This is a genomic window from Brevundimonas sp. UBA7664 (assembly GCF_002483305.1).
Lineage (GTDB): Bacteria > Pseudomonadota > Alphaproteobacteria > Caulobacterales > Caulobacteraceae > Brevundimonas.
The window spans coordinates 13595-28406 of the sequence record NZ_DLHQ01000019.1; the positions used below are offsets into that span (position 1 = coordinate 13595).

General features: G+C 69.0%; 17 protein-coding genes and 1 tRNA gene. 10 read left to right on the forward strand and 8 right to left on the reverse strand.

From position 1 onward, the window contains the following. Nucleotides 1–32: 32 nt before the first annotated feature. From flhB to fliQ, 3 genes are read right to left on the reverse strand one after another with little or no spacing between them, the layout of a single operon-like run. Nucleotides 33–1103 carry a flagellar biosynthesis protein FlhB gene (gene flhB / locus B2742_RS03880; RefSeq protein WP_292063204.1) on the reverse strand — a complete coding sequence of 357 codons (1071 nt, stop codon included), beginning with the start codon at nucleotides 1101–1103 and terminating at the stop codon, nucleotides 33–35. After that, complete coding sequence (gene fliR / locus B2742_RS03885) at nucleotides 1096–1866, reverse strand: flagellar biosynthetic protein FliR (protein ID WP_292063207.1); 771 nt, start codon at nucleotides 1864–1866, stop codon at nucleotides 1096–1098. The genes flhB and fliR overlap by 8 nt, the downstream gene beginning before the upstream one ends. 20 nt (nucleotides 1867–1886) lie before the next feature. Then, nucleotides 1887–2150, reverse strand: coding sequence for a flagellar biosynthesis protein FliQ (gene fliQ, locus B2742_RS03890; RefSeq protein ID WP_292063208.1), 264 nt, complete (start codon nucleotides 2148–2150; stop codon nucleotides 1887–1889). A 107-nt stretch (nucleotides 2151–2257) separates the two neighbouring features. Between fliQ and B2742_RS03895 the strand changes: the two genes are divergently transcribed. Genes B2742_RS03895 through B2742_RS03910 form a run of 4 tightly spaced genes read left to right on the forward strand, consistent with a single transcriptional unit; the run spans nucleotide 2258 to nucleotide 5859 of the window. Then, nucleotides 2258–3376 carry a hypothetical protein gene (locus B2742_RS03895; protein WP_292063211.1) on the forward strand — a complete coding sequence of 373 codons (1119 nt, stop codon included), beginning with the start codon at nucleotides 2258–2260 and terminating at the stop codon, nucleotides 3374–3376. Beyond that, nucleotides 3373–3948, forward strand: coding sequence for a GTP cyclohydrolase I FolE (gene folE / locus B2742_RS03900; RefSeq protein WP_292063213.1), 576 nt, complete (start codon nucleotides 3373–3375; stop codon nucleotides 3946–3948). Before B2742_RS03895 ends, folE begins: the two co-directional genes overlap by 4 nt. Before the next feature lies 1 nt (nucleotide 3949). Then, nucleotides 3950–4651, forward strand: a complete 702-nt coding sequence (locus tag B2742_RS03905) for a hypothetical protein (protein WP_292063216.1) — start codon at nucleotides 3950–3952, stop codon at nucleotides 4649–4651. Between the two features lie 59 nt (nucleotides 4652–4710). Next, complete coding sequence (locus tag B2742_RS03910; protein ID WP_292063219.1) at nucleotides 4711–5859, forward strand: acyltransferase family protein; 1149 nt, start codon at nucleotides 4711–4713, stop codon at nucleotides 5857–5859. 49 nt (nucleotides 5860–5908) lie between these two features. Here the strand turns inward: B2742_RS03910 and B2742_RS03915 are convergent, their stop codons facing one another. Genes B2742_RS03915 through flgB form a run of 3 tightly spaced genes read right to left on the reverse strand, consistent with a single transcriptional unit; the run spans nucleotide 5909 to nucleotide 7059 of the window. Beyond that, nucleotides 5909–6208, reverse strand: a complete 300-nt coding sequence (locus B2742_RS03915) for a flagellar hook-basal body complex protein FliE (RefSeq protein ID WP_292063222.1) — start codon at nucleotides 6206–6208, stop codon at nucleotides 5909–5911. A gap of 9 nt (nucleotides 6209–6217) precedes the next feature. Next, nucleotides 6218–6637: a flagellar basal body rod protein FlgC gene (gene flgC / locus B2742_RS03920; RefSeq protein ID WP_414633042.1), complete on the reverse strand. Its 420-nt coding sequence runs from the start codon at nucleotides 6635–6637 to the stop codon at nucleotides 6218–6220. Nucleotides 6638–6651: 14 nt separating this feature from the next. Then, on the reverse strand, nucleotides 6652–7059 hold the full coding sequence (flgB, locus tag B2742_RS03925) for a flagellar basal body rod protein FlgB (RefSeq protein ID WP_292063225.1): 408 nt from the start codon (nucleotides 7057–7059) through the stop codon (nucleotides 6652–6654). Nucleotides 7060–7174: 115 nt separating this feature from the next. On the opposite strand from flgB, the gene B2742_RS03930 reads away from it, so the two are divergent. From B2742_RS03930 to B2742_RS03940, 3 genes are all read left to right on the forward strand, one after another. Continuing rightward, nucleotides 7175–7450 (forward strand): FliO/MopB family protein, encoded by a 276-nt coding sequence (locus tag B2742_RS03930; RefSeq protein WP_292063240.1) that lies wholly within the window; start codon nucleotides 7175–7177, stop codon nucleotides 7448–7450. 53 nt (nucleotides 7451–7503) lie between these two features. After that, entirely contained in the window at nucleotides 7504–8271 is a 768-nt protein-coding gene (gene fliP, locus B2742_RS03935; RefSeq protein ID WP_292063243.1) for a flagellar type III secretion system pore protein FliP, read from the forward strand. 118 nt (nucleotides 8272–8389) lie between these two features. Further along, a complete protein-coding gene (locus tag B2742_RS03940) occupies nucleotides 8390–8668 on the forward strand; it encodes an HU family DNA-binding protein (protein WP_292029467.1) in 279 nt (92 codons plus the stop codon). A gap of 27 nt (nucleotides 8669–8695) precedes the next feature. Here B2742_RS03940 and B2742_RS03945 read toward each other — a convergent pair whose 3' ends face one another. Continuing rightward, nucleotides 8696–11539: a hypothetical protein gene (locus B2742_RS03945; protein WP_292063228.1), complete on the reverse strand. Its 2844-nt coding sequence runs from the start codon at nucleotides 11537–11539 to the stop codon at nucleotides 8696–8698. A gap of 112 nt (nucleotides 11540–11651) precedes the next feature. Between B2742_RS03945 and B2742_RS03950 the strand changes: the two genes are divergently transcribed. Then, nucleotides 11652–12017, forward strand: coding sequence for a hypothetical protein (locus B2742_RS03950; RefSeq protein ID WP_292063231.1), 366 nt, complete (start codon nucleotides 11652–11654; stop codon nucleotides 12015–12017). Between the two features lie 86 nt (nucleotides 12018–12103). After that, nucleotides 12104–12511: a DUF983 domain-containing protein gene (locus B2742_RS03955; RefSeq protein WP_292063232.1), complete on the forward strand. Its 408-nt coding sequence runs from the start codon at nucleotides 12104–12106 to the stop codon at nucleotides 12509–12511. A gap of 163 nt (nucleotides 12512–12674) precedes the next feature. On the opposite strand, the gene B2742_RS03960 is transcribed toward B2742_RS03955, so the two are convergent. After that, a tRNA-Arg gene (locus B2742_RS03960) sits at nucleotides 12675–12751 on the reverse strand. Between the two features lie 297 nt (nucleotides 12752–13048). On the opposite strand from B2742_RS03960, the gene B2742_RS03965 reads away from it, so the two are divergent. Beyond that, nucleotides 13049–14812: helicase-related protein (locus B2742_RS03965; RefSeq protein WP_292063234.1), on the forward strand; the 1764-nt coding region annotated here is incomplete at its 3' end.

The window sequence follows — 14812 nt, forward strand, 5'->3', positions numbered from 1 at the left end:
GTGGTAAATGCGGAGTTAAGACCTCTGAACGATCACCGCTTCTTCCGCTTCTGCATAACGAAGCCGATGACCTTGGCGGCCGCTTCGAAATGCTCGCGGGGGATGGTCTCGTCGATGTCGACGGCGGCGTAGAGGGCGCGCGCCAGGGGGACGTTCTCGACGATCGGGACATTGTGCTCGCGCCCGACCTCGCGGATGCGCAGGGCCAGGGCGTCGACGCCCTTGGCGACGCAGACCGGCGCGGCGTCGCCGGTCTCGTAGCGCAGGGCCACGGAATAGTGGGTCGGGTTGGTGACGATGACCGTGGCCTTGGGCACGTTCTGCATCATCCGCTGGCGGCTGCGCTGGTTCCGGATCTGCCTCAGCTTGGCCTTGACGTGGGGATCGCCCTCGGACTGCTTGTAGTCCTCCTTGGTCTCTTCCTTGGTCATCTTCATCCGCTCGGCGAAGCGGTATTTCTGCCAGAGGAAGTCGGCCCCGGCGGTGAAGCCGAGGAAGATGATCGTCGACATCATCAGGGCCACGGCCAGATCGCGCGCCACCGGCAGGATCAGCGCCGGCGGCATCGCCGCCATGTTCTCCAGCTCGCGCAGGTGAGGCTTCAGCACCAGCCAGCAGATCACCCCGACCGCCAGCAGCTTGAGGAAGGTCTTGATGAACTGGACCAGGCCGTCGGGCCCGAAAATGCGCGTGAAACCCTTGAGCGGATTGACCTTGGACCAGTCGGGTTTGAGCTTTTCCCCCGTGAAGAGCAGGCCGGATTGGGCCACATTGCCGCCGACGCCGCCGATGATGGTGGCCAGCATGACCACGCCGAGGAACGGGGCCATGGCCCACAGGGCGATGCCGCCGATCTCGACCCCGGCCCCGGCATCGAGGCCGCCCAGCATGGTGTGAGGGGCGGCGATGAAGGGCAGCAGCTGCTCGGCCATGGAGTTGGCGAACCAGCCGCCGGACATCAGCACGACGGCGGCGGCGCCGGCCAGCGACATGACCGCGGCGACGTCCGGGGATTTGGCGACATCGCCCTTCTTGCGGGCCTCCGCAAGTTTTCGCGGGGAGGCCTCTTCTGTCTTCGAGTCGGGATCCGGCGTATCAGCCACCGGCGCCTCCGACGAAGACATTGGCCAGGGCGCGGTAGCGGTCGATGAAGACCGTCCCGACCACGCCGAGGCTGAGGGCGAAGACCGACAGGCCCAGCAGGATGCTGAGCGGGGCGGCGGCGAAGAAGACCTGGAACGACGGCATCACCCGGCCGACGAGGCCCGAGGCGAGGTTGAAGATCAGGGCGAAGACCAGCAGGGGCGCGGACAGCTGCACCCCCAGCATGAAGGCGTCGCCCAGGGTGCGGATGGCCAGGGTGGCGAAGTCGCCGGTCAGCAACGGCCCGACCGGCCGGATCAGCTCATACGAGCCGACCAGACCGGCGATGAACAGGTGATGGGTATTGGTGGCGAAGATCATGGTCGTGCCCAGCAGCATCAGGAAGGCGCCGATGGTCGAGCCCGGCTGCATCTGCATGGGATTGGCGGTCTGGGCGAAGGCCAGGGTGGTCTGCAGGGCGACGATTTCGCCCGCCGTGGCCAGGGCGGTCAGGAAGGATCGCAGCAGGGCGCCGATCATAAGGCCGACGATGACCTCGCGGATGATCCATCCCGCCATGCCGCCCACCGTCGCGGGCAAGGCCGGCAGGACGCCGGCGATCACCGGCCACAGGGCGAGACTGACGACCAGGGCCAGCGACAGGCGGATGCGCGGCGAGACATAGCTCTCGCCGATGCCGGGCAGCATCAACAGCACCGCGCCGATGCGCGCGAAGATCAGCGCGCCCTGCCAGACCTGGTCCGATGTCGCCCAAGGCTCCACCTAGGGGCATCCCATCATGATCACATGCCGGCGATGCGCGCTGCGATCGTCCGCATGAAACCGCCCAGAAGCGCTCCCATCAGCGGCAGGAACAGCATCAGGCTGACGAAGATGGCGATGATCTTGGGCGCGTAGATGAGGGTCTGTTCCTGGATCTGGGTCAGGGCCTGGAACAGGCCGATGACGACGCCGACGACCAGGCCGACGATCAGGACGGGCGCGCACAGCTGGATCGTCAGCCACAGGGCGTCGCGCCCCACATCCATCACATCCGCGCCGTTCATCGAATATACGCTCCACCGACTACCGGGCAGAAAATGCCGGGAGCGTGGTTAACGAGGGGTTATCGGGCGATCTGGGGTCCGGGGGAAAGTCCGTGCTAGGAGACTTGGTGACCTATCTGCCGACCTACGACCTCCCGCCTTCGCTGATCGCCACACTTGGTCCCTTGGGCGATGCCCTGAGGCAGACAACGCCCGATCAACTGGCGATCAGACGTTGCGTGCGCGCGCTGGAGGAACTGCCGCCATCGGATGTGGACCGTGCCTATCGGGCGCTGGGCGTTTGGGTGAACATGGTCGAATGGACGGCCTTCAAGCCGCCTGGCCGACCGCGCAGCATCCTCGATTGGTTGTTCGGCGCGCCGAAGGCACCGGCGGCCGGGATGCCGCGCCGACCAAACCGGACGAAAGCCTTCTCCCAGATGGCGCGAACGCCGGGGCTGGAAGTCATCTTTCTGTTCTGCCCGGACGGATACATCCGCGAGGCGGCGCTTAACCGTCTGACGGCCGCCTCCAGCCCTTTCGTCCTTACCGCTGTCGCCTATCGTCTCAATGACTGGGTGGAGGCTGTCAGGGCGGCGGCCAGGAACTGCGCCGCCCGGGTGTTCCACACGGCTCCGGTCGCCGCCGTCGCCGAAGCCGCTCTTTTCCTGATGGACCGGAAATCCTTCTGGAAACGGGGCGAGTCCGAGCTGGCGCTTCTGGACGATGCATTCTCGCGGGCTGACGTGGTTGAGGCCTTGGCAGGCTTGATCCTGACTGGACGTACCGGCCTGGTCAGCCGAGCCTACTCCCACGGGCTCGCTACAGACCTCTTGGACCACCGTCTGATCGAGTTTGCGACCCAGGCCGCGAGTCCCGCCGTCCGCGCCATCGCCGCGCGAACCCTGATCAACGGGGAGGCCAGGAGGCAGATCGGCTTTGAGCGCCGGTGGATCGACAAAACTTACAATATCGGTCGACGCGCCCCCCTTTTTAGCTACAGGCCGATCCAGCGCCCGCAACTGGTCGAGGATCTGATCGCCATGGTCGCCCGCGACCGCTCCCCGGCGGTCCGGCGCGTGGCGGCCGAGGGGTTGGTCCGTTTCAGGCGCGACATCGCGGGTCCCGAGCCGCTGCTTGCGATGCTGCGGAACGACCGGGCGCCATCCATCCGCCAGAGGGTCGCGTTCGTGGAGCGGGACCTCGGGCTGGAAATCGATACCGCTTCAAGGTCTAAGGACCCATGACCAAGCCCCCCGTTTCCCAGTCCGACGCCGAAGCCGCCGTGCGCACCCTCATCGAATGGGCCGGCGACGACCCTGCCCGCGAGGGGCTGCTGGACACGCCGGCGCGCGTGGCGCGGAGCTACAAGGAGCTGTTCGCCGGCTATGAGGTCGAGCCGCGCGCCTATCTGGAGCGGACGTTCGAGGAGGTCGGCGGCTACAACCAGCTGGTGGTTCTGAAGGACATCCGCTTCGTCAGCTTCTGCGAGCACCACATGCTGCCGGTCGTGGGCGTGGCCCACGTCGGCTATCTGCCGACCGACCGGGTGGTGGGGATCTCCAAACTGGCGCGGGTGGTGCGCGGCTATGCGCGTCGCCTGCAGATCCAGGAGAAGATGACCTCCGAGATCGCCAACGCCATCGACGAAGTGCTGAAACCCCAGGGCGTCGGCGTGGTCATCGAGGCCGAGCACAGCTGCATGACCTTGCGCGGGGTCGACGTGCCGGGCGCCAGCCTGACCACCAGCGCCCTGCTGGGCGTGGTGCGGGACGATGCGCGGACGCGGGAGGAGTTTCTCCGGCTCGTCAGGGGCTGACATGGGCCGGCTGATCGAGGAATTGGACTATCGGCAGACGGCGATGGGGCCGCTGATCCTGAGAAGGCGCTGGGTGGCGGCGATCGACGCCGATGTGGTCGAGGTCATCCTCGGCGAGGAGCATCTGATGTCGAGCCTGTTCACCGTGGGCGAGACTGAGCTGTCGGTTCGCGGCCTGGCGGCCGCGAGGGACGGACCGCTGCGGGTTCTGGTGGGCGGTCTGGGGCTCGGCTACACGGCGCGCGCCGCGCTGGCCGACGCACGGGTGACGTCGGTTGATGTGGTCGACGCCCTGGCCCCGGTGATCGAATGGCACGAGGCGGGACTGGTGCCGCTGGGCGAAAGCCTCGGGCAGGAGCCGCGCTGTCATCTGAAACACGGCGACTTCTTCGGCTGGTTCGATGAGCCGCGGGCGCCGGCGGACCGCTATGACGTCGTCCTGCTCGACATCGACCACTCGCCCCGCGCCCTGCTGAATCCGGACCACGCGCGATTCTATACCGCCGCGGGACTGCGGCGGCTGCGGGAGGGCATGACGGATGACGGTGTCTTCGCCATGTGGTCGGACGAGGGGCCGGATCCGGACTTCATCGCCGTGCTGGAGGCGGTGTTCGAACAGGTCAGCGCCGAGGTGGTGGCGTTCGACAACCCCCTGACGGGCGGCCACTCCACCTGCACAATCTATGTGTGCGGTCGGGCCTGATCGACACGGTCTGACGCGGCCCGGTCCTTGCGGAATTCGCCTCAGAAGAGGTGTTTTCCATGGCCTGGACCGCGATTTCGACCCGAAATGAGACACCGCCCATCGTGCGCGGCGGGTGGCTGGACGCCCTGCGTTTCATTGTGGCTGCGCTGATCATCCTGCATCACTTCCAGGGGGCGGGACCGGTGGTCCTGGCCGAGGACCTGCACCCGGTGTTCGAGCGGGGCGGATTCCTGCTCACCAACTTCTTCCTGATCGACAGCGGCTATGTGCTGATGCGGGTCTATGGCGGCTCGCTGGCCGGGGGCCGGATGTCGGCCGGCGACTTCTTCGCCAAGCGGTTCCTGCGGGTCTGGCCCGCGCACATCATCATGGGGCTGAGCCTGGTCGCCCTGGTCGTCGGGGGGACGGCGATCGGCGTCGGGCCGCGGGCGCCGGAATGGTTCGCCTGGGACCAGCTGCCGGCCCAGCTGGGGCTGGTGCAGGCGTTCGGCGTGCCCGGCGGCTATGGCTGGAATGCGCCGAGCTGGTCGATCTCGGCCCTGATCGGCTGCTACCTGGCCTTCCCGTGGATCCTCAAGGGACTGGTCCGGCTGGGGCCGTGGAGCGTGCTGGCGCTGGGCGTCGGCGTCTATCTGGTCGCCAACCAGCTGACCTGGAGCCTGTTCGGCTACCCCGTCTATCAGATGCCCCTGGGCTTCGGCTTCATCCGCGCCCTGCCGCTGTTCTTCCTCGGCATGGCCCTGGCCTGGTTCGCCCAGAAGGTCTGGATCGCGCCGACGCTGGCCGGCTGGGCCGGGATCGGGGCGGCTCTGATGCTGGCCTTCGTGCAGTATTTCGACAAACACGCCCTGATCTCGCTGGTCTGCATCTCGACCATCATTCTGGCGGCCGGAGCGGTGCCGACCTTGCGTCCGTCGAAATGGGTCGAGAAGGCCGCCCAGGTTTCCTTCTCGATGTTCATCACCAATGAGGTTGTGCGCATCGCCTGGTTCGGCGTGGCCAATGTGGCGATCGCCAAATTCGCCCTGCCGGTCGCCGCCCAGTGGGCGCTGTGGGTGGCGGGCGTGGCGGCGGCCTTCGTCTTCGCCTTCCTGTTCCACAACCTGATCGACACCCCGATCCAGAACCGCATCCGCGCCTGGCTGAAAGGCCGCTCGCGACGCTCCGTGGCCGTCACCCAGCCGGTCGTCTCGCTGGAGGGCTGAGGGGGGTCGGAACCGGCATGCCAAAAGTGTGGGGGTGCCTGAACAGCCGTCAGATCGGCATCCGCATGATCTCCTGATAGGCCGAGATGACCTGGTCGCGGACCGCCATGACGGTCTCCAGCGAGGCCTCGGCCGAGGAGACGGCGGTGACCACGTCGATCAGACTGCCCTGCCCCTGGACGGCGGACGTCATCTGGGTCTCGGCGGCGCGCGAGGCCTGGGTCATGTCGCCCATCACGCTGCTCAGCATGTCGGCGAAGCCGGACGGCTGGGCGCCGCTGACGGGGGCGGTCGGCATCTCCGTGCCCTGGATCGCCGAATAGGCGCGCGCCGCGGCCAAGGGGTTCATGGCTCAGTCCTATTTCTTCAGCAGGTCGAGAATGCGCATGTCCATGGCGCGCGCCGTCTCGATGACGTTGAGGTTGGCCTCGTAAGCGCGCTGGGCCTCGCGCATGTCCATGGCCTCGACCAGGGTGTCGACGTTGGGACGCAGCACATAGCCTTCGGCGTTGGCGGCCGGATGGGAAGGATCATATTCGGAGCGGAACTCGCCCTGGTCGAGGCGGACCTCGGCCAGGGTGACGCCCGTGGCGCCGTCGATCTCGCGCGCCTGGAAGACCGGGATCTGGCGGCGGTAGGGCTCGCCGCCCGCGACCTGGGCGGTCGACTGCGCATTGGCGATATTCTCGGCGATGACGCGCATGCGGGACTGCTGGGCCTTGAGCGCGCTGGCGGCGACGGCCATGGCCGAATTGCGCGGCGGGATCGGGTCAGGCATCGGCTATTCCTCGATCAACGGCCCGGCGGGCGAGCGGCCAGCCGCAGCATCTGCATGGACTTCTGGTAGAAGCCGATGGCCGCGTCATAGGCCATGCGGCTCTCGGCCATCTTGAGCATCTGTTCCTCGACGACGACGGAATTGCCGTCGAGCGTGGTCTCCGAATCAGGCGCGGCCCGGGAGTCGAAACGGGCGGCGGGACCGGCCGGCGCGATGTGCATGGCGCTGGTGCGGACCATGCGGACCCCGCCGCCGCCCTCGGCCAGCGCCCGGGCGAAATCGGTCGGCTGGTTGAGGTCACGGCCGACGTAGCCGGGCGTGTCGGCGTTGGCGACATTCTGGGCGATGACGCGCTGGCGCTCGTCCAGCCAGGACAGGCGGCCCTTGATCTGGCTGAGCAGCGGCAGGTCGGTGAAGCCCACGGGAGCCTCCTCGGGCGTGGATCGCCCGCATTGAGATGGGCAGAAACTGCCGCCTGCATGGTTAACGGGGGGTTATCTCAATGCGGCGTTAACCATGTCAGGCGAAGTCTGGCGCATGAATTTCCTCGACCTCGCCCGGGCGATCTTCGCCCTCGCCTTCACCCTCGGCATCATCGGCCTGGCCGCCTGGGCCGCGCGTCGCTATGCGCCGCAACTGCTGGCGCGACTCAGCGCCGAGCGCGGCGAGCGCCGGATGAAGGTGGTGGAGACTCTGGTGCTGGACCCGGCGCGGCGGCTGGTGCTGGTCAGTATCGACGACGAGGAGCGGCTGCTGATTCTCGGCGAGGGCCGCGAACTGATCGAGCCGCGCGGGCCGGAGGCGGCCAAGTGACCCTGAAGGGCGTCTTCGTCCTGCCCACCCGCGCCGAGTTGAAGCGCGCGGCGATGCTGTCGCTGATCACCACCGGCTTCTGCCTGATGTGGCCGCTGGTCGCCCTGGCGCAGGACGTGGCGGCGGCGGGCGGGCCGGGCGCCGCGATCAACGTCGACCTCGGCACCGGCTCGGGCCTGACCGAACGGGTGGTTCAGCTGGTCGGTCTGATGACCGTGCTGTCGCTGGCGCCGTCGATCGTGATCATGACCACGAGCTTCGTCCGCATCATCGTGGTGCTGTCCCTGCTGCGCACGGCCCTGGGCATGCAGCAGTCTCCGCCGAACGCCGTGCTGGTGTCCCTGGCCCTGTTCCTGAGCGCCATCGTCATGGCTCCGACCTGGCAGGACGCCTATGATTCGGGCATCCGGCCCCTGCTGGACCAGCAGATGGAGCTGCCCCAGGCCTTCGATGCGGCCTCGGAACCTGTGAAGACTTTCATGCTGGGTCAGGTGGACAGGGATGACCTGGCCCTGTTCGTGCGGCTGTCCCAATTGGAGGCCCCCACGGCGGCCGCCGACCTGCCCCTCAGGGTGGTCACGCCAGCCTTCATGATCAGCGAGTTGAAACGGGCCTTCGAAATCGGATTTCTCCTTTTCGTTCCGTTCCTTGTGATCGATCTGGTGGTCGCCAGCGTGCTTATGTCCATGGGTATGATGATGCTGCCGCCGGTGGTGATTTCCCTGCCGTTCAAGCTGATCTTTTTCGTGCTCGTGGACGGCTGGAGACTGGTCGCCGGAAGCCTGGTCGAGAGCTTCCAGCGTGCGTCCGGTAGCGGATAAATCCCCACCCCGTGGGCCTTTCAGCCGTGAAGTCGCTTGCCAAGGGAAGAAAAAGCGGCGTCAATCCGTCCGTCATCGCCCCTGAATCGGGGCGAGCTCACATCGGGAAACGACCCACATGACCACCCAAGCAGAACTCATCGCCGCCGTCGCCAAGGACGCCGGTGTCAGCCAGGCCGACGCCGGCCGGATGCTCGACGCCCTCGTCAAGAACATCCACAAGTCGCTGACCGGCGGCGGCGACGTGCGCATCTCGAACCTGGGCGTGTTCGACACCGCCGCCCGCGCCGCCCGTGAAGGCCGCAACCCGGCCACCGGCGCGACCATCAAGATCGCCGCCTCGAAGGCCGTGCGCTTCCGCGTGTCGAAGCCGCTCAAGGATGCGGTGAACAAGTAAGACCGTCCCCGGTTCGCCGGGGACTCCTTACGCAGGACGGGCGGGCGCCGCGGGTCGGTTCCCGCCCGTTTTCGTTCTGAGTTCGAGCTTCATGTCCGCGACCCAGCCGGCGAAGGTGTCTGCCGAGGCTGCGAGAGCCGCGAAATCTCCCGGCGCCGCGCCGCCGTCGTCGAGGGCGATCGACAGGGCCGTCTTCGCCCGCGCCCCGGCCACGAAGGGTCGGAAGTTGCGCGACAACCGCCCCAGGGCCGCGCTGTCGCCACCCAGCGAATAGCCGATGCCCGCCCGGATCAGACGGGCCTCGTCGGCGGCGGCCAGGGCGGCGGGATCGCGATAGCGGTCGCCCAGACGCGCCTCGTAGAGGGCGGCGGCCTCGAGCCATTTCTGCTGTTTCCAGAACACTTCGGCGCGGACCTCGCGGGCCTCGGGCGAAGCGTCGGCGCCCAACACTTCCAGCGCGTGGTCGAAACGGCCCAGGTCCATCAGGGCGCGGGCCTCAAGGGCGCGGCGCTCGGTGTTCAGGGCGGACGGCAGAAGGGTGGTGCGCGAGCTCCAGATCGCCTGCAGCGCCGGCTCGGGCTGGCGGTCCATCAGATAGACGGTGGCGAGGTCGGTCGCGACCTGGGCCTTGGCGACGCCCTCCAGCCGGTTGTCGACCTGGTATTTGAGCAGCTCGGCGGCCTGGTCCAGGAGATCGACGTCGACCAGGCGGCGGGCGAGGCGGCGCACCATCTCGTCGCCGTCCGCGCCGATCGGGGTCAGTTCACGGAAATCATAGAACAGGCCCAGCGCCTGGACCGGCTGCAACCCGTCCGCGCCGCCCTCGAGGAACAGCATGCGGAAGGCGCCGCCCAGATCGGCCTGGATCTCGGCCGCCTCTTCCAGCCGGTTCAGGCCCGGGCCCGCGCCCTTCAGCGCGGTCAGGGCCTCGCGATAGAGCCCTTGCGACAGATAAAGCTGACCCAGCTGGCGGATGACGGCCAGTTCGGTGGCGTCGCCGCGCCAGCGCCAGCGCAGGCCTTCCAGCTCCTTCGCCGCCGCGTCGGCCTTCATCGACCCCTTGGCCAGGGACAGGCGGACGACGCCCAGCTTGGCCGGCACCGAGACGGCGTCGAGCGGCGCGCGGCCGATGGCGGCGTAGACGGCCAGGGCCCGATCGGATTGCCCGTCCAGCTCGAACAGTTTGGCCTGCACCAGACGGGCGGTCAGCTGGTCGGCGGCGGGTGCGTCCTGGCTGAAGCTGTAGGCCAGCAGGGCGCGGGCGGCGTCGAGGTCGCCGGTCTCCAGCGCCGCCAGGGCGTGGGCGGCGCCGAACCGGGCCCGCCACGGCGCGGGGAAGGCGTCGACGGCCTCGGCGCCGGCCGCGAACGCCTGACGCGCCGAGGTCCAGTCGCCCTGGGTCGAGGCGATATAGCCGCGCCAGACGGCGGAGGCGGGGTCGGCGGCGACGGCAGCGGAGGCGAAGTCGCCCTGGGCCTCGTCCATCCGGCCGATGGAGACGCGGGCCGCGCCGCGCAAGCCGCGCAGCTCGGGCTCGCCGGCCATGTTGGGGGCCTTGGCGATGATGCTGTTCAGCACGCCGATGGCCTCGTAGCCGAGACCGGAGCCGACGAGGAAACGGGCCAGGGCGAATCGCGCCTCGGCCGGGGCGCGCGGATCGTCGCCGGCGGCCATGGCCTCCTGCGCCGCCGCGTCCTGCAGCTGGCGATAGCGGGCGGAGAATCCGCCGTGGCCGGCGTCCGCCCATTCGGCGAGGATCAGAGCCGCGTATTTCGCCCGGCGGGGCGCGCCATCTTCGGCCGAGGCGGCGTCGAGGGCAGCGGACGGCGGCGACAGGGTCAGGCCGCCCGGGCGGCTGAGGGTGACCAGATCGCCCTCGGCCTGGATGGCGAGATCGCTGGCCAGGGTCTCCACCGCCAACCCCTGGGCGGTCGGCAGCAGGGCCAGGTCGACGGTGCGGCGCCGGTCGGCGAAGCCCTTGCCGGGCGCCAGGGCGGTGACGGCGGCGAAGCGGTCGCCCGCCAGCGGATCGGTCAGCCACACAGCCCGGGTCGCCCCGGCCATGCGCGCGACCAGAGCCGGCTCTCCCCCATCCTGACGGTCGATCGCGACGCCTTCGACGGCGACGGGCTGGCCGCCGATGGTGACGGTCCAGGTGGAACCCTGCGCAACCGCCGAGACGGCGAGCCCTTCGGGCGCGGCGATGCGAATGGCGACGTGGTCGGCGCCGGCGGTCCAGCGCGCGTCGGAGGCCGGACCCAGCTGTCCGTCGCCCGGCATGTCGAGGCGGGCGGGCGTGTCGAACACCACCCAGACGGCCTTGCCGCGCCGGAAGACGGCGGCGCCGACCGGCGTCGGCCAGTCGAACGACAGGCTGACCTTGGCGGGCGTCGCCTGGGCAGCGACCGGCACCGTCGCCACGGCCGAGGCGGCGGCAGCCGCCGCCGGGGCCTCGGGGGCGATCGGATAGAGGTTGAGATAGACCGCCCCGTCGGCCGAGCCGGTGCGCGCGTCGGCGCCCTCGGCCAGGGTCAGGACCAGTTCGGTGGCGCCCTGGACGGCCCGGGTCTCGACCTTGGCCACCCCGCGCGGGGGATCGACTTTCAGACGTGACACGTCCGGCGCGGCGGTCGAGCCGATGCGGACGACGATGTCCTGGCCTTCGCGACGAACGCGTGACCGCGCGCCGATGACGCCGGCGAACTCGATGCGGGTGAACTCGGCGTTGGCGCCGATGCGGATCGAGACCGGATCCAGCGGCGCGGCGGCCTCCTGGGCCAGCGGGGCCATGGGCGCGAACAGCACCGCGCCCGCCGCGGCGGCGGCCACGGAGGTCTTGAGAACGCGCTTGCTGACGGAGGCCCCGGACATACGCGCGCACCCTCGCGCGACCGGCCTTTCAACGCGGTTAACGGTTGGTGACCGATCACCGGCATCCGGGCGGGCGATCAAAGCGTAGCTGTGGCAGGAAACCGGAGGTCCGATGTCGCTGCTGTCCCTGTTCGCCGCCGCCCTTCTGCAATCGACCGGGCCGACCCCCGAAGCCATGAACGGCGCCTGGGCTGTCGATCTCTCGGCCGATCCGGCCCAGCCCTATGTGAAGGCCATGCACCTGACCCTGGCGGCGGACGGCACGGTCAGCGGCGACTTCTACGACAGCACGATCGAGGCCGGGCGGTGGAAGGCCCAGAACGGGCGGGTGTGCGTGTCCTTCCGCACCACGGACGGGGTCGGCCCCTATCACACCGCCGCCTGCCTGAACGGCGACCGGGTCGAGGGCCAGACCTGGGCGGAGCAGCGGTCTTTCGTCTTCGTCTGGAACGCGACACGGGGCGAGCCGACTTCCTGAGCGGGCGGTCCCGCGACATCACGACGGGTTGCGGCGGCGGTCCGGCAGGCCGACATGCCATGCGGTCTTCCTGTCAGGATCCCGTTGTGACCGAGCCCCAGTATCCCCGTCTGAACACCCTTTCGACCGGCCTGCGCTGCCGCTGTCCACGCTGCGGCGAGGGGCCGTTGCTCAAGGGCTTCCTGACTATCCGCGACGCCTGCCCGGCCTGCGGCCTGGACTACAGCTTCGCCGAGCCCGCCGACGGCCCCGCCTTCTTCGGCATGAGCGCGGTGGGGATCGTGGGCATGGCCCTGTTCATGTGGTTCGAGTTCGCCGTCCACCCCCCGATCTGGGTGCATATGGCGGTGACCATGCCCCTGCTGGTCATCGGCTGTCTGGCCGTGCTGCGGCCGCTGAAGGGCTGGCTGGTGTCGGAACAGTATATCCACAAGGCCGCGCCGCCGGAGTTCGAGAGCAACGGCAAGCACGGCGAAGGCTCGAGATGGCGCTAGGCAGCGCTGTTTGACTTCCGACCGGGATCAGCGCCCGGTGCGCCCGTCCCGGGGAGGGGCGCGGCCATGGACATCGAACGCATACTGTCGGGGCTGCTGATCCTCGTGCCCGTCGTCATCCTGGGGATGGCGGCGGTGATGATCTTCAAACGCAAGCGGTGAGTGGCGACCCCGGAGGGACTCGAACCCCCGACCTCTGCTTTAGGAAAGCCTTGCTCTATCCGGCTGAGCTACGGGGTCACGCAGGCTGACCTAGCGGGTGATGACGCGGCGGGGAAGCATGCGAACGCCTCCGCACATCCGAATTCGGAATCCGGTCGCGCCGTCCAACGAACCGACGCGTCCGCGGTTGTGGTTAATCCCGCTTAAGATACAATATGTTGGGGTGAACAAACCCCGAATCGGGCCGTGTCGGTGATTCGGTCCTGATTCGTTTCGCCCCTGTTCCGCCGGATCGCGCTGCCCTGTTTACGGTCGGGGACAATCGTCGCGGCGCCGCTTGAGGAACCCGCCGCGAACCGCCACCTTTTCAGCATCATGAGCGACCGCGGCACAGGACAGGCCCCCTCGCGCGTCGTCGCGGTGCTGGGGCCCACAAACACCGGCAAGACCCACCTGGCGGTCGAGCGGATGCTGGGCCACGCCTCGGGCATGATCGGCCTGCCGCTGCGGCTGCTGGCGCGCGAGATCTACGACCGGATCGTCAAACGACGCGGGGCTTCGGCGGTGGCGCTGGTCACCGGGGAAGAGAAGATCGTCCCGCCGCGGGCCCACTATTTCGTCTGCACCGTCGAAGCCATGCCGCTGGAGCGCCAGGTCGAGTTTCTGGCGGTCGACGAGATCCAGCTGGTCGCCGACCCCGAGCGCGGCCACGTCTTCACCCAGCGGCTGCTGCATGCGCGCGGCCGGTTCGAGACCATGTTTCTCGGCGCCGGCACCATGGCGCCGCTGATCCGGTCGCTGGTCCAGGATGTCGAGATCGTGTCGCGCGAGCGGCTGTCGACCCTGTCCTACGCAGGGTCGAAGAAGCTGACCCGCCTGCCGGCCCGCAGCGCCATCGTCGCCTTCAGTACGGACCAGGTCTACGCCATCGCCGAACTGATCCGGCGCCAGCGCGGCGGGGCCGCCGTGGTCATGGGGTCGCTGAGTCCGCGCACCCGCAACGCCCAGGTCGAGCTGTTCCAGTCGGGCGAGGTCGACTTCCTGGTCGCCACCGACGCCATCGGCATGGGGCTGAACATGGAGGTCGACCATGTCGCCTTCGCCGGCCTGCGCAAGTTCGACGGGCGGCGGACGCGCTGGCTGCATGCGCATGAGATCGGCCAGATCGCCGGGCGGGCCGGACGGCACCTGCGCGACGGCACCTTCGGGGTGACGGGCGAGGCGACGGAGCTGGATCAGGATCTGGTCGAACAGGTGGTCGAGCATCGGTTCGATCCGGTCGAGGGGGCCGAGTGGCGCAACGCCTGGCTGGATTTCGACACCCTGCCCGACCTGCTGCGCTCCCTGACCGTGATGCCGGGCGTGCGGGGGCTGAACCTGACCCAGCCGGCGCTGGACGAGACCCTGCTGCGGCGGCTGATCAAGGACGAGGATGTGGCGCGCGTCGGCCGGTCGCGCGGGGCGATCATGCGGCTGTGGGAGGCGTGCCAGCTGCCCGACTTCCAGAAGACCACGCTGGACGAGCACGGCCGGCTGTCGAAGGAGATCTTCCAGGCCCTGACCGGCAAGCGCGGGCGACTGACCGCCGACTGGATCGCGCCGCGCTTCGCCGAGCTGGATCGGGACGACGGCCAGATCGACCAGCTGTCGGCGCGGCTGAGCGGGGTGCGGACGCTGAGCTATATCGCCAACCGGCCCGACTGGCTGGACCAGGCGCAGGGCTGGCGCGACAGGACCAAGGCCCTGGAGGAACGGCTGTCGGACGTGCTGCACGAGCGGCTGACGGCGCGGTTCGTCGACCGTCGCACCACCGCCCTGATGCGGGCCCTGAACGTGACCGAGGACGCGGTCGCCGAGGTCGAGGCTGATGGCGCGGTCATCGTCGAGGGGCATGCGGTCGGGCGGCTGACGGGGGTCGAGTTCCAGCTCGACAAGGGATCGAGCGCGCTCGAGGACCGGGCGCTGCGGCATGCGGCGCGGCAGGCGGTGACGCCCGAGATCGCGCGGCGGCTGGGACGGCTGGCGGCGGACGAGGACGCGGCCTTCGCGGTGACGCCGGACGGCGCGGTGCTGTGGCGCGGCGTGGCGGCCGGTCAGGTGACGGGCGGCGACTGGTTCGCGCCGCGGGTGCGGCTGGGC